The organism is Pseudomonas antarctica (assembly GCF_900624995.1).
GTDB classification, from domain to species: Bacteria; Pseudomonadota; Gammaproteobacteria; order Pseudomonadales; family Pseudomonadaceae; genus Aquipseudomonas; species Aquipseudomonas antarctica.
In genome coordinates this window covers 1-17,866 of the sequence record NZ_UYXQ01000003.1, presented here as the reverse complement: position 1 = coordinate 17,866, position 17,866 = coordinate 1, and the positions used below count along the sequence as shown (strand labels likewise).

Sequence of the window (17,866 nt, the reverse complement as noted above, 5' to 3'; positions counted from 1 at the left end):
AGCATGTTTGCTTCAAAAGCTAATCGTGGTTTTTTTGACCCCGAAATTAATGATTTCATACCAGAAGACGCGGTAGAAATTTCCTTGGAAAGGCATGCCGAGCTGCTTGCTGGGCAGTATGAGGGCAAGATCATTGCCTGGGGGGATGATGGCTTTCCTTTGCTGGTTGAGCCTCCGCCACCCAGTGATCAGGAGCTGACTGCCTCTGAGCGCACTTGGCGCGATATTCAATTGGCGGCTACCGACAGCGTAGTGACTCGTCACCGGGATGAGCTTGAGGACGAGTCAAAAACCACGCTCACCGCTGAGCAGTACTCCGAGTTGCAAGCCTACCGTCGCGCCTTGCGCAAGTGGCCAGAGGTTGGCGAGTTTCCCTTGAGCGAGCACCGCCCCCCGGCGCCGATCTGGCTCTCAACGCTACTCCAATAAATGCCCCGCTCTGACGGGGCGTTTTCTTTTCTGGCTGTCACTTTTCGATAACCCAACAAAAAACCGCACTGCGGTTTTTTTTATGCCCGGAGATCCACCTATGGCCAACCGCCAAACCTACACCGTCCTCATCCCATTCCCCACCGGAGGTGGCCATTGGTCCACCGCCGGCGAAGAGCTGGAACTGCTCGACGTTGAAGCATCCGCCCTGCGCACCGCCGGCCGCCTGGAACTGACCAGCGTCCTCAACTCCACCCCCAAGAAGGCTGACTAACCATGGCTGAGGTTTTGAACTTCGAGCACAACGGCATCACCGTGAATGCCACCGAATCCCCCGAGGCCATGGGTGGCCTTGGTGATAACGTCATCGGCCTGGTCGGCACTGCGCCGAATGCCCACGCGTCGATCCCGAAAAACGCGCCGTTCCGCATCAACAGCTTCACCACCCAGGCGCTGCTGGACCCGACCGGCGCTGAGTCGGGCACGCTGTTCCAGGCCGTTTACCAGATCCTCAAAGTGGTGAAGGTGCCGGTCTACGTGGTGATCGTGGAGGAGGGTGCAACCCCGGCCGACACTGTCAACAATGTGATCGGCGGCAATGAGCCAGCCACCGGCCGCAAACTGGGCCTGGCTGCCCTGAGCAGCGTCCCGGAAGACCTGACCATCATCGGCGCCCCTGGCTTCACCGGCACCAAGGCTGTGGCCGGTGAGTTCGCCTCCTTTGGCAAGCGCATCAAGGCCCGTGTGGTGCTGGATGGCAAGGACGCGTCCGTCGCCGACCAAGTGACCTACAGCGGCGAGCTGGGCGGTGCCGACCTCGGCTTCGACCGTTGCTTGCTGGTGCACAACATGCCGTCGGTGTACTCCAAAGCGGCGAAGAAAAACGTGTTCCTGTCGCCATCCTCGCTGGCTATTGCTGCACTGGCCAAGGTCAAGCAGTGGGAAAGCCCAGGGAACCAGGTGACGTTTGCCGAGGACGTTTCCCGCGTGGTCGAGTACAACATCCTCGACACGTCCACCGAAGGCGACCTGCTCAACCGTTATGGCGTGAGCTACTACGCGCGCACCATCCTTGGCGGTTTTTCGCTGCTGGGTAACCGCTCCATCACCGGCAAGTTCATCAGCTACGTGGGCCTGGAAGATGCGATCAGCCGCAAGCTGGTCAAGGCCGGTCAGAAAGCCATGGCCAAGAACCTCACCAAGTCCTTCATGGACCAGGAGGTCAAGCGCATCAACGACTGGCTGCAAACCCTGGTCGCCGACGAAACCATCCCCGGCGGCAGCGTGTACCTGCACCCGGAATTGAACAGTGTCGAGAAGTACAAAAACGGCACCTGGTTCATCGTCATCGACTACGGCCGCTACGCGCCGAACGAACACATGATTTATCAACTCAATGCCCGCGATGAAATCATCGAGCAGTTCCTGGAGGACGTTCTCTAATGTTTACCAACCGTGTAAGACAGGCCATTGCGGCCACCCTTCAAGGCCTGCCGTTGTCCGCGACGGTGGAAGAATTCACCCCGCCGAAGATCGAGTTCGACATGGAAGCCATGTCTGGCGGGCGTTTTATTGCCGAAGAAATGGCCAAAAGCGGCAAGGTGCTCAACGCCACGCTGGTGCTGCAAGGTGCCGGCCCGGAAATCATGCTGGCCCTCGGCGTGCGCTTGGGTGACGACATCCTGCTGAACGTGCGTGAAGCCGGCCAGGACCAGGATGGCAAGACGTACTTCACCTATCACACCGTCGGCGGCAAGTTGAAATCCCTGCAGGAGGCGAAGCTGAAGATGGGCGACAAGGCCACCACCACGCTGGAGCTGTCCTGCCGCACGTACAACCGTTTGGAAAACGGCATTTCGGTGATCGACATCGACGTGCGCACTCAGAAGTTCGTGCTCAACGGTGTCGACATTCTCGGCGATGCGCGCCGCGCCGTATTGATGCCTTAACGACGACGGTGATCTGAAGTGGGCACAGTCAATGTGGGCGCCGGGCTTGCCCGCGATGCAGGCTACTCGGTGTGTCTGGTGTACCGAGGTGATGCCATCGCAGGCAAGCCAGCTCCCACATTGACCGTGCTCGCCCTTAGATTTTCAAACACGCACTACAAGGAATTGCCCCATGGCCTGGATGCCACCGCTGCATAGCCTGCTGTCTCCGATCACCGCCGACACCGGCGCGACGATCCAGCAGGTTCAACTCAAGCCGCTGTACTACGCCGCGCAAAAAGCCGCGCTGGCCCGGGTCGGTGATGACGAGGACGACCAGTTTTTTGAACTGGCGAAACTCGCCACCGGCCTGTCGGAAAAAGAGCTCGACCAACTCAAGCGTCCGGACTACGTAAGCATCGCCCAGTACGTGCATGAAATGTCGACGCGCCCTGCGTCGTTCTTCCTGGATGCGCGCGAAGAAGCGAGCCACGACCAACCCGTGCAATTGCTGTTGCCCCTCGACGCTGCTGGCCGCTCGCTGACCGAACTGTCCTTGGAAATGCCGGCCCTGCGCGCCACCAAAGTGATGAAAAAACTTGCCACCAACAAAGAGCGCGCCGAGTTCATCACCGCTCATTGCACCGGCCTGATGATCCCTGACCTCGCCGGCCTGACCGTGCCCGACTGGACGCAATTGCAGGAGCGTATCGATGATTTTTTAAATCAACCGGCGGACTTCTTTCGGCGCGCGACATCGAAGTGATCCTCGATGTGGTGCCGCTGATTTACTCGGTCAATGAGGCGGAAATCCTCGACTGGGACGCCGGCAAAGCATTGCGCCGCTACGACATTGCGATCACTCGCCTTGGCGTTAAACAGGAGTAAGCGGGATGCAAGAGACTCAATTTCAGACCAGGCTTGCTCAGCAAGATAAGCGCTGGATGCTCGGCGATGCGGATCTGGGCAATGTGCTGGCACCGTTTTCCGCACGCCTTGCCGCGCCTCTCAGTCTGAATGCTGCGCCGCAGCCGCAGCCGCAGCCGCAACCACAGCCGCAGTCGCAGTCGCAGCTCAGCTCGGCACTGGTCACCGTCAGCGTGGACATCAACGCCTTGACCCTGGAGCAAGTGCGGCTGCGAGAGACACTGGAAACGCTGAACAGTACGTTATTCATTACAGGCGCTACGCTGGCGGGCACGGTGGGCGGCACCGTTACCAGTGAAGCGAAAAATACATCGAAAGGACAAGCACCTGCCGACGAATCCTCACTCATCAAGTTTCTCAAGTGGTCGGGAGAGGGCCTGACGGATTCGTTCAGAACCAAGGTTTCAGACAAGACCATTGAGGGCACGCTTGGCAGAGTTCCCGGCATAGGTGCGTTGTTCAAGGGCGCCAGCAAGGGGAATGATGGCTGCTGCCCAGGCGTCAGCGAGGCGCTGCGTGGGCGTGAGCGTTTTGGGCCCAAAAACACGCCGGCGCGCAAAGGTGCGGGCAGATCAAGGTTAGCGGGGTGGAGGAATACCTCCAGCAAAACAACCAGCGGGTTCACCGCGACGGTGCGCAGCCTGTTCGAGAAGGTTGGGAAGGCATTTGAAGGCCCGCGATTGGGCTTTCATAGCGGTGCATCGACTCAAGGGGTATCCCCGCGTCCGAGTCAGCCGCCCAATCGGCTGGGGGCCAATGCCGCGCGCAATCTGGTGCCAGGCAAGGGCGTCGGATTGATTGAGGCGTTGGATCGCGGCTTGGTCCCGATGCCCGGCCAAGTGAGCGCGAATCCGCCCCAGCCTGCGTCACCCACGCCGTTGAACCGTGCCGCGGGTGCTGTTCCCAGCGTGCCAGCGCCGGCAACCTCTCGGCTAGCGAACGCCATGACACGGCTGGAGTCAGTCGGCGCCCGCCGCCTCGGCCCGTTGAGGTATGCCGACACCGCCATCAATGTGATCCAGGGCGTACGCAATGGCGACGCAAAAGCTGTCGGTTCAGGCCTGAGCTCAGCCGGTGGCGCCTGGGCCGGAGCCTCCGCCGGCGCCGCTATCGGCACGCTGGTTTTTCCGGGCGTCGGCACGGCTGTCGGTGGCGCCATTGGCGGCTTGCTTGGCAGTGAAGCGGGCGCCTGGCTGGGCGATAAATTGTTCAGCTCAAGCGATCGCTTGCCTGCACCCGCTGCGGTGAGCAAAGAGCTCAACAGTGCGCGCACAGACAACGTGCAAGTCACCCTCGCCCCGAGCATCCAGATTACGGGCGTCAACCCCGCCGATGCCCAGCACGTCGTCAACCAAGTGATCCAGGCCCTGCAATTCCAATGCATGCCGATGGTCACCGACAGCCTGGGGATTCGGCGCAACGCGGCACTGGCCGATCCTTCAGGAGGTGATTGATGCGACAACAAATGGTCCTCGGCGACTTTATCTTTGGCTTGTCCCGAGGCTTTGCCTATTCGTCGCTGATACGTACCAGCGACGGCGGCTGGAGTGACCTGGCGATTATTGCCAGCAAGTCTCAGTCGCGGCAGAGCGGCCAGAAGCTGGAAAAACTCACGTTCAGCGGCATGGCCATGTACGCCATCGGTATGCAGCGCCTGGACGAATTGCGTGCGCTGCAAAATGCGCGGGCGCCATTGCCTCTGGTCGATGGCATTGGCCGTAACTGGGGCCTCTGGCGGATTAATTCGGTGACGGAAACCCAGAGCAATGTGATCGACGACGGCACCGCCATGCTCATGGCCTGGACTATGGAACTAGAGGAATTCGTCAATGCGTAGAGTACGTAGTATTGCCGGTGATTCGGTCAACCTGTTGCTCTACCGCGAGCTGGGGCGTTGCGATGACGCGGCGGAAGAAACCCTCTGGCGCCACAACCCCTTACTGGCCGAATACGGCCCGGTACTGCCGGCCGGTGTGTGGGTGATCGTGCCTGAAATGCAAGCACGGCCTGCTGCGGTGCGGCCTGTTCTGGCCTGGGATTAAGGAGGCTGCATGGCACAGGGATTCACACCGATCGTGGAGTTTTACGGCGCCAACGCGGCGCTGCTTAATCAACGGCTGATGCACTGGAGCCACACTGACGCTGCCGGCATTAAGGCGGATCGGCTGGAACTGACACTTAATATTGAAGGGCTGGAAGGTTTGCCCACCCTGAGCGGCAGGATCGGCCTGCGTGCTGGTTATCTGGAGTCGGGGTTGGTGGAAAAGGGCGAGTTTGTCGTCACCCAACGTACCCCGGTGCTGTTTCCCATGCGCTTGATGATCGTGGCCACCGCCGCGCCCTTCAGTGTGGTCGATGCCACGGGTTACCGTCAGCGTCGATCCGCCAGTTACGGTCCGACAACGCTGGGCGCGCTGTTTCGTCAGTTGGTCAGCCCTCACGGCTTTTCACCACGGGTGGCACCCGCGCTGGAGGGTATTGCGATCGCGCACATCGACCAGTCCAACGAAAGTGACATGGCGTTCATCTCGCGCCTGGCCAAACTCTACTCGGCGGTCACTAAACCCTTTAACGAGCTCTATGTGTTGGCCGAAGCCGGCCGAGCCAATTCGCTCTCCGGCCAGCTACTGCCGCAGGTGAAGCTGTCCGTGACGCAGGACAACCGCCCCGGTGAACAAAGCTTCATTACCGCCAAACTCGACGAAACTTCCCGCGCGAAATACGCGGGTTGCCGCGCCAGTTGGTGGGATGCCGGCGCTGGCAAGCAGCGTGTGGTCCAGGTGGGAAATGCGCCGTTCAAAACCTTGCGCCAACGCTACCAGAACGAAGCCGAAGCGCGCGCCGTTGCCGAAGGCGAACTCCGTCGTGTGGGGCGTGAAGATTTGAAATTGCTGATCGATTGCCCAGGCAATCCATTGTTGGCCGCCGAAGGGTTGTTAGTGCTCGATGAGAGCTGGCCGTCCTATATGCAGGGGCGCTGGTCGATAAATCAGGTGGTTCATGTCGGCGATCCAGTGACGGGCTATCGCAGTTCAATCACGGCGTATGGGTTGTCGACATAGAGGTTTTTGAGGGTAAAACCAATGCTGATAACACTCCCACAGTTGCTTGGCGTTATGCCGGATGCCCGCCTTAGAGCGGGCGTTTTTTTAACACCCTTAAATGTGGCGTTCGTTCGTTTCGAGATAAACCGTGCAAAGCGCATCGCCGCCTTCCTCGCCCAGGTCGGTCATGAATCCGGCGAGCTGCGCTATGTTCGCGAGCTGGGCAGCGATCAATACCTGAGCAAATACGACACTGGCACCTTGGCTGCCCGTCTGGGCAATACCCCCGAGGCGGACCAAGACGGCCAGAAGTATCGGGGCAGGGGGCTGATCCAGATCACCGGGCGTCGTAACTACCTCGCCTGCAGCCTGGCGCTGTTTGATGATGATCGCCTGCTGCGCCAGCCCGAGCTGCTGGAGCAACCGCAGTGGGCGTGTGAGTCCGCTGCGTGGTTCTGGCAGAGCAACGGTTTGAATGAGCTTGCTGACAGGGACCAGTTCACCACCATTACCCGGCGCATCAACGGCGGGCTCAATGGCCTGCAGGGCCGTTTGCAGCTGTGGGCACGGGCGAAAGCGGTGTTATGCGCCTCCTAGAGGCGGGCCGCTGGGGGGGCGTTTTCCTACTGATGGCGGTGGTATGGCAGGTGCAGGTTTGGCGTTATGGCGTCCAGCTTGAGCAGCAATCGGTTGAGCATGCCCAGGCACTTAGCCAGCAACGCGAAGTGTACGTGCATCAACAGCAGGCAGAACACGACAAACGGCTGGCCCTGGAGCAACAACTCAGCGCGAGTGACCAACAACATGCTCGGGAGTTGAGCGATGCCCAACATAACCAAGCTGCTCTGCGCGACCGCCTGGCCACTGCTGATGTGCGCTTGTCAGTCCTACTCGACGCCACCGACCCCGCCAATGGCTGCCCTGTGTCAACCGCCACCACCCCCGGCGGCGTGGTTCATGCAACCGCGCGAGCCCAACTTGACCCGGCGCATGCTCAACGAATTATCGCCATCACCGACGACGGTGATAACGCCCTGATCGCCTTGCGTGCCTGCCAGGCTTACGTGCGCGCCGTCGGGCGTTAGCATCTTGATCCAGTCTGTGGCTTGCGCGAGCGATTTGCTCCTGTAGGGTAGGCGAATCCCCGCCGACATCTGGAGACGACCGTGAAGGAAATCACTCAACTGGCCGCTGAATTGGGCCGCCGCCTGCAGGTGCTCAATGCCCACGTCACCACTGCTGAGTCCTGTACTGGCGGGGGCATCGCCGAAGCCATCACACGGGTTCCGGGCAGTTCGGCCTGGTTCGAGGCGGGTTATGTCACTTATTCCAATCGACAGAAGACGCGGCAATTGGGTGTTCCAGACGACCTGTTCCCCAAGGTCGGCGCCGTCAGCCAGGAAGTGGTGGAGGCGATGGTCCGAGGCGCGCAGGAAAAAAGCCTGTCACGCTTTGCCGTGGCGGTCAGCGGCGTGGCGGGCCCCGACGGCGGTTCGCCGGACAAGCCGGTGGGCACCGTTTGGCTAGCGTTTGGCGTTGGCGAAGAGGTGACGGCCGAGCTGGCGCACTTCCCCGGCAACCGTGACGAGGTCCGCCGACAAACGGTAAAAGCCGCGTTAGAGGGCTTGTTGCGACGAGCTGCAGTAGAAATAGAAAATCAGGGGTAGGCGATCTTCGATCTTTGTGGAACAATACTGTCTACTTATACAGGTGTTGGCCGTCAGGCCTTATTGATTACGTGAGGACTTTAATGGACGACAACAAGAAGAAAGCCTTGGCTGCGGCCCTGGGTCAGATCGAACGTCAATTCGGCAAGGGTGCCGTAATGCGTATGGGCGATCACGACCGTCAGGCGATCCCGGCTATTTCCACTGGCTCTCTGGGTCTGGACATCGCGCTCGGCATTGGCGGCCTGCCAAAAGGCCGTATCGTTGAAATCTACGGCCCTGAATCTTCCGGTAAAACCACCCTGACCCTGTCGGTGATTGCCCAGGCGCAAAAAATGGGCGCTACCTGTGCGTTCGTCGACGCCGAGCACGCCCTCGACCCTGAATACGCCGGCAAGTTGGGCGTCAACGTTGACGACCTGCTGGTTTCCCAGCCGGACACCGGTGAGCAAGCCCTGGAAATCACCGACATGCTGGTGCGCTCCAATGCCATCGACGTGATCGTAGTCGACTCCGTGGCGGCCCTGGTGCCCAAGGCTGAAATCGAAGGCGAAATGGGTGACATGCACGTGGGCCTGCAAGCCCGTCTGATGTCCCAGGCGCTGCGTAAAATCACCGGTAACATCAAGAACGCCAACTGCTTGGTGATCTTCATCAACCAGATCCGTATGAAGATCGGCGTGATGTTCGGCAGCCCGGAAACCACCACCGGTGGTAATGCGCTGAAGTTCTACGCTTCGGTTCGTCTGGACATCCGTCGTACTGGCGCGGTTAAAGAAGGCGACGAGGTTGTCGGTAGCGAAACCCGCGTTAAAGTCGTTAAGAACAAAGTGGCCCCGCCTTTCCGTCAGGCTGAGTTCCAGATTCTCTACGGCAAGGGTATCTACCTGAACGGCGAGATGATCGACCTGGGCGTGCTGCACGGTTTCGTCGAGAAGTCCGGCGCCTGGTATGCCTACAACGGCAGCAAGATCGGTCAGGGTAAGGCCAACTCGGCCAAGTTCCTGGCGGACAACCCGGATATCGCTGCCACGCTTGAGAAGCAGATCCGCGACAAGCTGCTGACTCCAGCACCTGACGTGAAAGCTGCAGCCAACCGTGAACCGGTTGAAGAAGTAGAAGAAGCCGACACTGACATCTGAAGCAAACGATGACTGTTGTACTGGATACACTCGTCGCCGTTCGGCGCACTGCAATGGACCTGCTCGCTCGACGCGAGCATGGTCGAGTCGAGCTGACGCGTAAACTGCGTCAGCGCGGCGCAGAGCCCGAGATGATCGACACTGCCCTCGACCGCCTGACGGAAGAAGGGCTGCTGTCGGAAGCCCGTTACCTCGAAAGCTTTGTTTCCTACCGAGCGCGCTCCGGCTATGGCCCCGCGCGAATTCGCGAAGAGCTGAGCCAGCGCGGCCTGCAACGCGCCGATATCGATCTCGCCCTGCGTGAGTGCGGTATCAGTTGGCAGTCGCAGCTTGAAGACACCTGGCGCCGCAAGTTTGCCGGCCATCTGCCGATTGATGCCAGGGAGCGTGCGAAGCAAGGTCGCTTTCTGAGTTATCGCGGGTTTTCGATGGAGATGATCAGCCGCCTGCTAAGTGGCCGAGACATGGACGGCTGACCAGGACGATAGGCGAGCTTTTGTGGCGAGGGAGTTTGCTCCCGCTGGCCGCGTAGCAGCCCCATTCGCTTCACTGTAAGGTCACCTGAACACCACAAAAAAGGCCCACTATGAAAATAGTGGGCCTTTTTTTTTGCTTTCAAAAAGTCATGCCGGCTCAGGCGTCAATCGCTGTTGGGTCTTCCCCTGAGCCTGCGCCCAGTTCTCCGGCAAGTTGATGTAATCCACCAATTCCCGCAGACGGCCCTGATCACGCCCATTGAAGTTGAACACCAACCGCGTCAAATGGCCGAATCTCGGCTCATCATGTTCTTCGCCCGTATATGCCTGCTGTTGGAACTCCCCACTCAGGCGCAGGCTGGCAAACTCGCTCTGCAAGTGGGCCAGGGCACGCTCGCTGAGCGGGTGATTCATGCGCACCACAAACTCGCGCTTCAACCAGCGGGTGGAGTGGAAGTTGGCGTAGAACTGGTTGATCTCGTCCACCGCCTCTTCAGCGCTGTACACCAGGCGGACCAGCTTGAGGTCGGTGGGCAGGATGTAGCGATTGGCTTCCAGCTGGCTGCGGATAAAGTCCAAGGCGCCTTGCCAGAAACCGCCGCCCGGAGCATCCAGCAGTACCACCGGCACCAGTGGGCTTTTGCCGGTCTGGATCAGCGTGAGCACTTCCAGCGCTTCATCCAGGGTGCCAAAACCGCCCGGGCACAGCACCAACGCATCGGCTTCCTTGACGAAAAACAGCTTGCGGGTGAAGAAGAAGTGGAAGGACAGCAGGTTTTCGGTGCCATCAATGGTCGGGTTGGCGTGTTGTTCAAACGGCAGGGTGATGTTGAACCCCAGGCTGTGTTCCAGGCCCGCGCCTTCGTGGGCTGCCGCCATGATGCCGCCGCCACCGCCGGTGATCACCATCAGCTCGGATTGCGCCAACTTGGCGCCGACTTCCCGGGCCAGGGCGTACAGCGGGCTTTCGACCGGCGTTCGCGCCGAGCCGAATACCGTGACCTTGCGGCGGTCCTTGAACTGTTCCAAAACGCGGAACGCATTATCCAGCTCGCGGATCGCCTGCAAAGTGATTTTGGCGTTCCAGCGGTTGCGGTCGTCCTGGGCCATGCGCAGAACGGTGAGGATCATGTCGCGATAAAGGGGGATATTCGGGCTGTTGGGAGCGATTAGCTGGAGCTGCGCATCGACCTGCTGTGTGAGGTCGGTCCCGTGTTCTTCAAAATGACGGAGCAGGTGGTCATTCGATTCGTAAGGCATTCAACTTCTCCTTCTTCACAGAGCTTGGGCCATCGGCGAGATCGTCGTCCGCGGCCACGACACTGCATGTGTCGCTGCATGCCACAGGCCTACACGGTGTTTGCCGAGTGGCAAAGCGGGCTCTGTATGTTCCTTGTGATTTGGAAACCTTTGCACTGCAAGTCGCAGGAGGGCAACCCTCTTTTGCCCTGAAAATGTTACAGAACGGCGTGAAAAACGCGATGGAAGGGCTGCCGGGATAGCGTGATCATGAGCCGAAAAACCCTTGGCTGGCAACCGGTTATTGGCCACGCATGATGCAGTTTAGCTGTTGGCTGGCATAGGCAGCGAGGGACATGCGCGCCACTGGGCAGCAGCGCGCGACGGTCGAGCGAAGGTTATTTTTTCTTCTTGGCTGTCGCAGGTGCTGGGCAATCCGCTTCTATAAACTTGACCGACGCCACTGGGCGGTTGGTCTTGTTCTCGGTGATTTCGTAGCGCATCACTGCGCCCTTAGCCATCAATTCGCGGTAACCCTTGTTCAGGCACACGCTTTGGCCCAGTTGGAAGTACACGGCCTTGGGGTTGGCGCGCATCTGTTCAGCGCGGTCAGGTTGCACGCTGAGGTGATCGATCAGTTGCATACCTTCAACGGTGTAGGCCACTTCCAGGGTTTTTTCGTCGATTTCCCGGGGCAGGTCCTTGTTGCTTTCAGCCGCGACGCTTTGCAGCTTGCGGTTCATTTGGGCCTCCAGCAGCGAGGCCGCGTGGGCGCCCATAGGCAATACCAACGCAAGGGCGACGGATGGGGCGACAACGCGCAGCATGGAACGCAGCATGAAACTCTCCTGATTCGGTTACTGGTGCATAGACCAGCCACTGCGCTGTGCGTTCAGTGGCGCGCAATGATAGGTGAGCCCTTGCCACTACAGCCAGGCGTATCGCTCAGAAGTGCGGACGGCTCTGGTAAACTGCCGCCACTTAAAGCCCGCCTCGAGTTTCCTCAGTGTCGATTTTCCCTTTCACGGGTTGCCCCCGATGAGCCACGCCGTCTCCCGTTTGCGTACTCAGCGCCTGGCACGGGCCGTGCGGCCTTTTCTCAACCGTGGTTCGCGCGCCGAACGTTGCCCCGGCTGTCGGGTGATTCCCGAGTACTGCCTGTGTGCCTGGCGGCCGAAGGTAGAGGCGCGCTCGGCCATGTGCCTGCTGATGCACGATGTTGAGCCGATGAAACCCAGCAACACCGGCTGGCTGATCGCCGATGTGATCGAAGACACCACCGCGTTCGCTTGGTCGCGCACCGAGGTCGACCCCGAACTGTTGACCTTGCTGGCCGACCCGCAATGGCAGCCCTATATCGTGTTCCCCGGCGAATTCGTCGCGCCTGAGCGGGTCGTCGGCGAAGTCACGGTGCAGGCGGGCAAGCGCCCACTGTTTATCCTGCTGGACGGCACTTGGAGCGAAGCGCGCAAGATGTTCCGCAAAAGCCCCTACCTGGAACACTTGCCGGTGTTGAGCCTGGCGCCCGAGCAGCTGTCGCGCTATAAGCTGCGCCGCTCCAAACGTGATGACCATTTCTGCACCGCCGAAGTCGCGGCGCTGTGCCTGGAGCTGGCCAGTGACCAAGCCGCCAGTGAAGTGCTGGACGCCTACCTCGACGTCTTCAGCACCCATTACCTGGCCGCCAAGTTCCAGTTACCGCTGGACCCGACGGACATCGTCCATACTCGCCTTACACCCTATATTCCGGTGCTATAACCACACGACGTTTGCATGATGGCACCGTAAACCTCCGGCCCGCTAAAATGCCCGCGGGCGTAGTGCTTGACCCTCTAGGCTACGCTGGGCATGCTGGGCGCCGATTGGGGCGTAAGCGTGAATTTTCAGCGTCGTTGCAGGTGTTTTTGACGTTGAGCATGCCCTGTGGTGATGGCTGCCTGGCCGTTGCCTTGTGTACTGGCGAACCCTGAACCCATCAGGGCTGCCATAAAAAACAGGATCATTTAATCAATGGCCACATACGAAATCCTGATAGCCGATGACCACCCGCTGTTTCGCAGCGCGCTGCATCAGGCCGTAACCCTGGGCCTTGGGCCAGACGTGCGCCTGGTCGAAGTGGCCAGCATTGCCGAGCTGGAAGCCCGCCTCACCGAAAAATCCGACTGGGACCTGGTGTTGCTCGACCTCAACATGCCCGGCGCCTACGGTTTTTCCGGGTTGGTGCTGTTGCGCGGGCAATACCCGCAGATTCCGGTGGTGATGGTCTCGGCCCAGGAAGACGCTGACGTAGTGGTGCGCTCCAAGGAGTTCGGCGCCAGCGGCTTTATTCCCAAGTCCAGCGGTATAGACGATATCCAGAAGGCCGTGCGCAGGGTGTTGGACGGCGACGTGTCCTGGCCGCCGCAAGCGTTTGAAGAAATCAACGTGTCCGACGAAGCCAAGGCTGCCCGTGATGGCCTTGCCAGCCTGACACCCCAGCAGTTTCGAGTACTGACGATGGTTTGCGAAGGCTTGTTGAACAAGCAGATTGCCTACGAATTAAGCGTGTCGGAAGCGACCATCAAGGCCCACGTTACGGCGATCTTCCGCAAGCTGGGGGTACGCACGCGCACTCAGGCGGCGTTGCTCTTGCAACAACTTGAGTCAATTTCGCAGCATTAAGTTGTTACTGGTTCACGCTTTTTTGACTTTGCGTGATCTAGTTTCCCCCACTCCTTTGGTTCAGTTGCCTACATCTATGTCGCCTTTCAAGGGTCAAACCGGTATCAAACGTATCTTCAACGCAGGGGGCTATTCCCTGGATGGCCTGCGTGCGGCATTCACTGGCGAGGCAGCATTCCGTCAGTTGGTGTTGCTCAACGTGGTCCTGATCCCGCTGAGTTTTTTCCTGCATGTCAGCCGCGTCGAGCGCGCCTTACTGATTGCAGTGTGCTTGCTGGCGCTGATCGTCGAATTGCTCAATTCGGCGGTGGAAGCCGCCATCGACCGGATCTCCCTCGACCTGCACCCGCTGTCGAAAAACGCCAAGGACATGGGCAGCGCCGCACAATTTATCGCGCTGACCATGATTACCCTGGTGTGGGCCGTGATCCTGATCTAAGGCTCAGGCAATGCTCGGCAGCACGATCTCGTCGCTGCGCTGAACCCCAGCGGTGAAGGCGCGGCACAGCTCCAGAAACTCGCGCATCGCCGACGTCTGGTACTTCTGTTTATGCCAGATGAAGTAGAACTGCCGCGCCAGGTCCAGGTCCGGGGTTTCCACCGGTACCAGGCTGCCACGGCGGAACGCATCGCGCAGTGCCAACCGGGAAATACAGCCAATCCCCAACCCTGACTCCACCGCACGCTTGATCGCCTCGGTGTGTTCCAGCTCCAGGCGGATATTCAGTGCGCTGCGGTGATGACGCATGGCTTGGTCAAAGGTCAGCCGCGTGCCGGAGCCTTGTTCGCGCAGTATCCACGCTTCATGGGTCAACTCTTGCATGGTCGCCACGCCGCGCTTGGCCAAGTGATGCTGCGGTGCGCAAAACACCACCAGCTCATCTTCGACCCAGGTTTGCACCTCGATGTCCGGGTGGCTGCAGTCGCCTTCGATTAGACCCAGGTCAATTTCGTAGTGCGCCACCTGGTGCACGATATGTGCAGTGTTCTGCACATGCAGCTTCACTTGGCTTTCGGGGTGCTGCTGCATGAAGCTGCCGATCAGCAGCGTGGCCAGGTAATTGCCGATGGTCAGGGTGGCGCCGACCGCCAGCGAGCCGAAGCCGGACTTGCCGTTGAGCAGGTCTTCGATCTCCTTGGCCTGGTCCAGCAGCGCCACGGCCTGGGGCAACAGCTGATGGCCGAGGGCGTTGAGGCTCAAGCGTTTGCCCGCGCGGTCGAATAATTGGCAGCTGGATTGACGCTCCAGCTCGGTAATCGAGGTGCTGGCGGCGGATTGCGATAAGGCCAGAAGGCCAGCGGCGCGGGAGACGCTTTCCTGCTGGGCGACGGCGACGAAGACTTGCAGTTGACGGAGAGTAAATCGCATATCGATATAACCGATAACCCTTATCTTAATAATCCAGTTAACAGATATTGTCGCCGCCATTAGAATGCTGTGCAATTGCGCATCCAACATTTTGGCGCAGACCCATTTCCAGGAGTTCCCCGTACATGAGCAACATGAACCACGAGCGTGTCCTCAGTGTTCATCACTGGAACGACACTCTGTTCAGCTTCAAGTGCACCCGCGACCCGGGCTTGCGCTTCGAGAACGGTCAGTTCGTGATGATCGGCCTGCAACAGCCTAATGGCCGCCCGCTCATGCGCGCTTACTCCATTGCCAGCCCGAACTGGGAAGAGCATCTGGAGTTCTTCAGCATCAAGGTGCCCGATGGCCCGCTGACTTCCCAATTGCAGCACTTGAAGGAAGGCGACGAGATCATCATCAGCAAAAAACCGACAGGCACCCTGGTGCTTGACGATTTGAAGCCGGGCAAACACCTGTACCTGCTCAGCACCGGTACGGGGCTCGCGCCATTTATGAGCGTGATCCAGGACCCGGAAACCTACGAGCGTTTCGAAAAAGTGATCCTGTGCCACGGCGTGCGTTACGTCAACGAAGTCGCCTACCGCGAATTCATCACCGAGCACCTGCCGCAGAACGAGTTCTTCGGCGAGGCCCTGCGTGACAAGTTGATCTACTACCCGACCGTGACCCGCGAGCCGTTCGAAAACGAAGGCCGCCTGACCGACCTGATGCGCAGCGGCAAGTTGTTCAGCGACATCGGCCTGCCGCCGATCAACCCTGAAGACGACCGCGCCATGCTGTGCGGCAGCCCAAGCATGTTGGAGGAGACCAGCGAAGTGTTGAACAGCTTCGGCCTGAAAGTTTCGCCGCGTATGCGTGAGCCGGGTGATTACTTGATCGAGCGTGCGTTCGTCGAGAAATAACCGCCGATCCAAATGAATGTGGGAGCTGGCTTGTGTAGCAGCTCCCACATTTGTTTTCGGCGTTTACTTGGCCGGAATGACTTCCAGCACACAAATCATCCCGGCTTGCGGATAGTGCCAGCGCACATCCACATCCCAGAACTGCGCGCCATATTCGCGCTCCGGCCCCGGCGTTTGATACGCCGGCCGTGGATCCTGCGCCAGGCACTGTTCGATCAAGGCCACCAATGGCTCGTCAAGGCGCTGCGCATGGCCCTGTGCCTGTTGCAGAGCGGTCTTCAGCCACTGCACGGGAATCAGCTGCGGCGCACTGCTGGCGATACTGTTGGTGGCGCCGTCGATAATGTCGGCGTAGGGCACATACGGCTTGATATCCAGCACTGGCGTGCCATCGAGCAAATCAATCCCCGAAATCCACAGCCGGCCCGGCTCGACCTTGTCCAGTTTCACCACGGACTGGCCAATGCCATTGGGCCGATGAGTGGCGCGAGTGGCGAACACGCCCATGGATGTGTTGCCGCCCAGGCGCGGCGGGCGTACTTTCAGGCGTGGCTTGTCTTCCAGGGCTTGATGGAACAGAAACAGCAACCACACATGGCTGACCTGCTCCAGGCCTTGCACCGCCTCACCGCTGTCGAACGGCGCCACCAGCTCCAGCACGCCACGGGCGGCGGGTGCCAGTTGCGGCTGGCGTGGGATGGCGAACTTCTCCTTGAAGCAGGCGCGCACAAAACCGACGGGCGAGACGTTGTAACTCATGGCTTACGCACGAACCCGCAGGGTCAGGCCCTTGAGGAAGTTACGCAGCAACTGGTCGCCACACGTACGGTAGTTGGTGTGGCCGAACTTGCGGAACAGTGCGCTCAGCTCAGGCTTGGATACCGGGAACTCGGCGGCCTTGAGGATCGCGTGCATGTCGTCTTCTTTCAGTTCGAAGGCCACGCGCAGCTTCTTAAGGATGATGTTGTTGGTCACCGGGGTTTCGATCGGCTGCGGCGCACGGCTTTCGTCCTTGCCGCGCTTGAAGATCACCAGGCCGTCAAGGAAGTGAGCCATGACGTCGTCCGGGCAGAACACAAAACCTTCTTCCTCGTCTTTCTTGAGGTAAGTCAGCAGGTCTTCTTTGGTCACATCCATGCCGCCGAGCTTGATGATCTCGACCATCTTGTTGTCGCTGATGTCGAGCATGTAGCGCACGCTGCGCAGTACGTCGTTGTGAATCATGGTGGGCAATCCTGGTATTCAACTGAGGGCACCGCGCACATGTGTCGGTGCCGAGAAAAGGGGTGCGGCTTAGAACTTCTCTTTGCCGGACAGGTAACGCCATTGGCCCACCGGCACTTTGCCGATGGACACACCGCCAATGCGGATGCGGCGGATGGCGATGACTTTTAAGCCAACGGCTTCGCAGAACAGGGCGATCACGCCCGGTTGCGGGTTCTTCATCGCAAAGCGCAGGCGGTTTTCGTTCTGCCAGCTAGCCTTCACGGCTGGCAGCTCTTTGCCTTTGTAGGTGAGGCCATGGTTCAGGCGATTGAGGCCATGGGCAACCATGTCGCCTTCAACCTCCACCACGTATTCCTGCTCGATCTTGGCGGCATCGGCGGTCAACTTGCGCAGAATCTTCCAGTCTTGAGTGAACACCAGCAGGCCGCTGGCCTTGGCTTGCAGGTTGGCACTGGCGGTCAGGCGCAGGAAGTGGCCTTTAAGCGGGCGTTTGCTGAAGCGGTGTTCTTCCGACAAGGTTTCGGCGCTGATCGAGGCCATTGCCGTTTCGGCATCCACACCCACCGGCGCGTGCAGCAGAATGGTCACCGGCTCCGGCGCAGTGGCTTTCGCCTCTGGGTCCAGCTCGACCTTCTGGGTGGTGATCTTGAACTGCGGCTCGTCGATCACTTCGCCGTCCACCGAGACCCAGCCGCCTTCAATAAACAACTCGGCCTCCCGACGGGAGCAACCGACCAGTTCGATAAGGCGTTCGGAAAGGCGTACGGGGTCAGTCATGACAATGGCCTTGGCCACAGGGGGCGGCTATAGTACCCGTGTTGGCGCGGTTAATACCGGCCCCATTCCACGGCC

26 protein-coding genes are annotated in these 17,866 nt (G+C 59.7%); 20 read left to right on the top strand and 6 right to left on the bottom strand.

The annotated features are described in order from the left end of the window. The first annotated feature begins 3 nt into the window (after positions 1-3). The 16 genes from E0F99_RS02985 to recX all read left to right on the top strand — a co-directional run bounded on the left by E0F99_RS02985 (position 4) and on the right by recX (position 9,613). Positions 4-429 (top strand): tail fiber assembly protein, encoded by a 426-nt coding sequence (locus E0F99_RS02985; RefSeq protein ID WP_083359884.1) that lies wholly within the window; start codon positions 4-6, stop codon positions 427-429. A 100-nt stretch (positions 430-529) separates the two neighbouring features. Continuing rightward, the gene (locus E0F99_RS29955) at positions 530-703 is read left to right on the top strand and encodes a hypothetical protein (RefSeq protein ID WP_163005422.1); all 174 of its coding nucleotides are present in this window, start codon (positions 530-532) and stop codon (positions 701-703) included. A gap of 2 nt (positions 704-705) precedes the next feature. Continuing rightward, positions 706-1,872, top strand: coding sequence for a phage tail sheath protein (locus E0F99_RS02980; protein ID WP_083359883.1), 1,167 nt, complete (start codon positions 706-708; stop codon positions 1,870-1,872). Beyond that, on the top strand, positions 1,872-2,378 hold the full coding sequence (locus E0F99_RS02975; protein WP_083359882.1) for a phage major tail tube protein: 507 nt from the start codon (positions 1,872-1,874) through the stop codon (positions 2,376-2,378). The genes E0F99_RS02980 and E0F99_RS02975 overlap by 1 nt, the downstream gene beginning before the upstream one ends. A gap of 18 nt (positions 2,379-2,396) precedes the next feature. Beyond that, positions 2,397-2,576, top strand: coding sequence for a hypothetical protein (locus tag E0F99_RS02970; RefSeq protein WP_130908699.1), 180 nt, complete (start codon positions 2,397-2,399; stop codon positions 2,574-2,576). Next, on the top strand, positions 2,551-3,123 hold the full coding sequence (locus E0F99_RS02965) for a phage tail assembly protein (protein ID WP_083359881.1): 573 nt from the start codon (positions 2,551-2,553) through the stop codon (positions 3,121-3,123). Before E0F99_RS02970 ends, E0F99_RS02965 begins: the two co-directional genes overlap by 26 nt. Next, entirely contained in the window at positions 3,120-3,245 is a 126-nt protein-coding gene (locus E0F99_RS30840) for a hypothetical protein (protein ID WP_017844653.1), read from the top strand. Before E0F99_RS02965 ends, E0F99_RS30840 begins: the two co-directional genes overlap by 4 nt. A 5-nt stretch (positions 3,246-3,250) precedes the next feature. Beyond that, the gene (locus E0F99_RS02960; protein ID WP_083359880.1) at positions 3,251-4,738 is read left to right on the top strand and encodes a hypothetical protein; all 1,488 of its coding nucleotides are present in this window, start codon (positions 3,251-3,253) and stop codon (positions 4,736-4,738) included. Next, positions 4,738-5,121 (top strand): phage tail protein, encoded by a 384-nt coding sequence (locus tag E0F99_RS02955; protein ID WP_083359879.1) that lies wholly within the window; start codon positions 4,738-4,740, stop codon positions 5,119-5,121. Before E0F99_RS02960 ends, E0F99_RS02955 begins: the two co-directional genes overlap by 1 nt. Beyond that, a complete protein-coding gene (locus E0F99_RS02950; RefSeq protein ID WP_083359878.1) occupies positions 5,114-5,326 on the top strand; it encodes a tail protein X in 213 nt (70 codons plus the stop codon). The genes E0F99_RS02955 and E0F99_RS02950 overlap by 8 nt, the downstream gene beginning before the upstream one ends. A 9-nt stretch (positions 5,327-5,335) precedes the next feature. Continuing rightward, the gene (locus tag E0F99_RS02945) at positions 5,336-6,346 is read left to right on the top strand and encodes a contractile injection system protein, VgrG/Pvc8 family (RefSeq protein WP_083359877.1); all 1,011 of its coding nucleotides are present in this window, start codon (positions 5,336-5,338) and stop codon (positions 6,344-6,346) included. A 21-nt stretch (positions 6,347-6,367) separates the two neighbouring features. Continuing rightward, positions 6,368-6,925, top strand: a complete 558-nt coding sequence (locus E0F99_RS02940) for a glycoside hydrolase family 19 protein (protein ID WP_083359876.1) — start codon at positions 6,368-6,370, stop codon at positions 6,923-6,925. Beyond that, positions 6,913-7,413 carry a lysis system i-spanin subunit Rz gene (locus E0F99_RS02935; protein ID WP_083359875.1) on the top strand — a complete coding sequence of 167 codons (501 nt, stop codon included), beginning with the start codon at positions 6,913-6,915 and terminating at the stop codon, positions 7,411-7,413. Before E0F99_RS02940 ends, E0F99_RS02935 begins: the two co-directional genes overlap by 13 nt. 81 nt (positions 7,414-7,494) lie before the next feature. Then, positions 7,495-7,995 carry a CinA family protein gene (locus E0F99_RS02930; protein ID WP_083359874.1) on the top strand — a complete coding sequence of 167 codons (501 nt, stop codon included), beginning with the start codon at positions 7,495-7,497 and terminating at the stop codon, positions 7,993-7,995. Positions 7,996-8,078: 83 nt separating this feature from the next. Then, on the top strand, positions 8,079-9,137 hold the full coding sequence (gene recA, locus E0F99_RS02925; RefSeq protein ID WP_048720087.1) for a recombinase RecA: 1,059 nt from the start codon (positions 8,079-8,081) through the stop codon (positions 9,135-9,137). 8 nt (positions 9,138-9,145) lie between these two features. Further along, a complete protein-coding gene (gene recX / locus E0F99_RS02920; RefSeq protein ID WP_083359873.1) occupies positions 9,146-9,613 on the top strand; it encodes a recombination regulator RecX in 468 nt (155 codons plus the stop codon). Positions 9,614-9,760: 147 nt separating this feature from the next. Here the strand turns inward: recX and E0F99_RS02915 are convergent, their stop codons facing one another. Together E0F99_RS02915 and E0F99_RS02910 are read right to left on the bottom strand one after the other, a co-directional pair. Further along, positions 9,761-10,873: an LOG family protein gene (locus tag E0F99_RS02915; RefSeq protein ID WP_083359872.1), complete on the bottom strand. Its 1,113-nt coding sequence runs from the start codon at positions 10,871-10,873 to the stop codon at positions 9,761-9,763. A 377-nt stretch (positions 10,874-11,250) separates the two neighbouring features. Next, positions 11,251-11,691, bottom strand: coding sequence for a PA3611 family quorum-sensing-regulated virulence factor (locus tag E0F99_RS02910; RefSeq protein WP_083359871.1), 441 nt, complete (start codon positions 11,689-11,691; stop codon positions 11,251-11,253). Positions 11,692-11,890: 199 nt separating this feature from the next. Between E0F99_RS02910 and E0F99_RS02905 the strand changes: the two genes are divergently transcribed. From E0F99_RS02905 to E0F99_RS02895, 3 genes are all read left to right on the top strand, one after another. After that, a complete protein-coding gene (locus E0F99_RS02905) occupies positions 11,891-12,610 on the top strand; it encodes a tRNA-uridine aminocarboxypropyltransferase (RefSeq protein WP_083359870.1) in 720 nt (239 codons plus the stop codon). 252 nt (positions 12,611-12,862) lie between these two features. Beyond that, a complete protein-coding gene (gene erdR, locus E0F99_RS02900; protein WP_083359869.1) occupies positions 12,863-13,513 on the top strand; it encodes a response regulator transcription factor ErdR in 651 nt (216 codons plus the stop codon). A 76-nt stretch (positions 13,514-13,589) separates the two neighbouring features. Next, positions 13,590-13,952, top strand: a complete 363-nt coding sequence (locus E0F99_RS02895) for a diacylglycerol kinase (protein WP_083359868.1) — start codon at positions 13,590-13,592, stop codon at positions 13,950-13,952. Positions 13,953-13,955: 3 nt separating this feature from the next. Here the strand turns inward: E0F99_RS02895 and E0F99_RS02890 are convergent, their stop codons facing one another. After that, complete coding sequence (locus E0F99_RS02890) at positions 13,956-14,882, bottom strand: LysR family transcriptional regulator (protein ID WP_162276199.1); 927 nt, start codon at positions 14,880-14,882, stop codon at positions 13,956-13,958. 125 nt (positions 14,883-15,007) lie between these two features. On the opposite strand from E0F99_RS02890, the gene fpr reads away from it, so the two are divergent. Then, the gene (fpr, locus tag E0F99_RS02885; protein ID WP_083359867.1) at positions 15,008-15,787 is read left to right on the top strand and encodes a ferredoxin-NADP reductase; all 780 of its coding nucleotides are present in this window, start codon (positions 15,008-15,010) and stop codon (positions 15,785-15,787) included. Between the two features lie 63 nt (positions 15,788-15,850). Here fpr and tsaA read toward each other — a convergent pair whose 3' ends face one another. The 3 genes from tsaA to E0F99_RS02870 form a co-directional block, all read right to left on the bottom strand. Beyond that, positions 15,851-16,546, bottom strand: coding sequence for a tRNA (N6-threonylcarbamoyladenosine(37)-N6)-methyltransferase TrmO (gene tsaA, locus E0F99_RS02880; RefSeq protein ID WP_083359866.1), 696 nt, complete (start codon positions 16,544-16,546; stop codon positions 15,851-15,853). Positions 16,547-16,549: 3 nt separating this feature from the next. Further along, positions 16,550-17,011, bottom strand: a complete 462-nt coding sequence (locus E0F99_RS02875) for a YehS family protein (RefSeq protein ID WP_083359865.1) — start codon at positions 17,009-17,011, stop codon at positions 16,550-16,552. Between the two features lie 69 nt (positions 17,012-17,080). Further along, positions 17,081-17,791 (bottom strand): rRNA pseudouridine synthase, encoded by a 711-nt coding sequence (locus E0F99_RS02870; protein ID WP_130908698.1) that lies wholly within the window; start codon positions 17,789-17,791, stop codon positions 17,081-17,083. Positions 17,792-17,866: the final 75 nt, after the last annotated feature.

Bases quoted from the DNA above. Each gene is read 5' to 3' on its own strand.
- E0F99_RS02895 (WP_083359868.1), top strand. From the start codon at position 13,590: ATGTCGCCTTTCAAGGGTCAAACCGGTATCAAACGTATCTTCAACGCA.
- E0F99_RS02940 (WP_083359876.1), top strand. From the start codon at position 6,368: ATGCTGATAACACTCCCACAGTTGCTTGGCGTTATGCCGGATGCCCGC.
- E0F99_RS02905 (WP_083359870.1), top strand. From the start codon at position 11,891: ATGAGCCACGCCGTCTCCCGTTTGCGTACTCAGCGCCTGGCACGGGCC.
- erdR (WP_083359869.1), top strand. From the start codon at position 12,863: ATGGCCACATACGAAATCCTGATAGCCGATGACCACCCGCTGTTTCGC.
- E0F99_RS02875 (WP_083359865.1), bottom strand. From the start codon at position 17,011: ATGATTCACAACGACGTACTGCGCAGCGTGCGCTACATGCTCGACATC.
- E0F99_RS02975 (WP_083359882.1), top strand. From the start codon at position 1,872: ATGTTTACCAACCGTGTAAGACAGGCCATTGCGGCCACCCTTCAAGGC.
- E0F99_RS02915 (WP_083359872.1), bottom strand. From the start codon at position 10,873: ATGCCTTACGAATCGAATGACCACCTGCTCCGTCATTTTGAAGAACAC.
- E0F99_RS02980 (WP_083359883.1), top strand. From the start codon at position 706: ATGGCTGAGGTTTTGAACTTCGAGCACAACGGCATCACCGTGAATGCC.
- recX (WP_083359873.1), top strand. From the start codon at position 9,146: ATGACTGTTGTACTGGATACACTCGTCGCCGTTCGGCGCACTGCAATG.
- E0F99_RS29955 (WP_163005422.1), top strand. From the start codon at position 530: ATGGCCAACCGCCAAACCTACACCGTCCTCATCCCATTCCCCACCGGA.
- E0F99_RS02965 (WP_083359881.1), top strand. From the start codon at position 2,551: ATGGCCTGGATGCCACCGCTGCATAGCCTGCTGTCTCCGATCACCGCC.
- tsaA (WP_083359866.1), bottom strand. From the start codon at position 16,546: ATGAGTTACAACGTCTCGCCCGTCGGTTTTGTGCGCGCCTGCTTCAAG.
- E0F99_RS02955 (WP_083359879.1), top strand. From the start codon at position 4,738: ATGCGACAACAAATGGTCCTCGGCGACTTTATCTTTGGCTTGTCCCGA.
- E0F99_RS02950 (WP_083359878.1), top strand. From the start codon at position 5,114: ATGCGTAGAGTACGTAGTATTGCCGGTGATTCGGTCAACCTGTTGCTC.
- E0F99_RS02985 (WP_083359884.1), top strand. From the start codon at position 4: ATGTTTGCTTCAAAAGCTAATCGTGGTTTTTTTGACCCCGAAATTAAT.
- E0F99_RS02890 (WP_162276199.1), bottom strand. From the start codon at position 14,882: ATGCGATTTACTCTCCGTCAACTGCAAGTCTTCGTCGCCGTCGCCCAG.
- fpr (WP_083359867.1), top strand. From the start codon at position 15,008: ATGAGCAACATGAACCACGAGCGTGTCCTCAGTGTTCATCACTGGAAC.
- E0F99_RS02870 (WP_130908698.1), bottom strand. From the start codon at position 17,791: ATGACTGACCCCGTACGCCTTTCCGAACGCCTTATCGAACTGGTCGGT.
- E0F99_RS02935 (WP_083359875.1), top strand. From the start codon at position 6,913: ATGCGCCTCCTAGAGGCGGGCCGCTGGGGGGGCGTTTTCCTACTGATG.
- E0F99_RS02910 (WP_083359871.1), bottom strand. From the start codon at position 11,691: ATGCTGCGTTCCATGCTGCGCGTTGTCGCCCCATCCGTCGCCCTTGCG.
- recA (WP_048720087.1), top strand. From the start codon at position 8,079: ATGGACGACAACAAGAAGAAAGCCTTGGCTGCGGCCCTGGGTCAGATC.
- E0F99_RS02960 (WP_083359880.1), top strand. From the start codon at position 3,251: ATGCAAGAGACTCAATTTCAGACCAGGCTTGCTCAGCAAGATAAGCGC.
- E0F99_RS02945 (WP_083359877.1), top strand. From the start codon at position 5,336: ATGGCACAGGGATTCACACCGATCGTGGAGTTTTACGGCGCCAACGCG.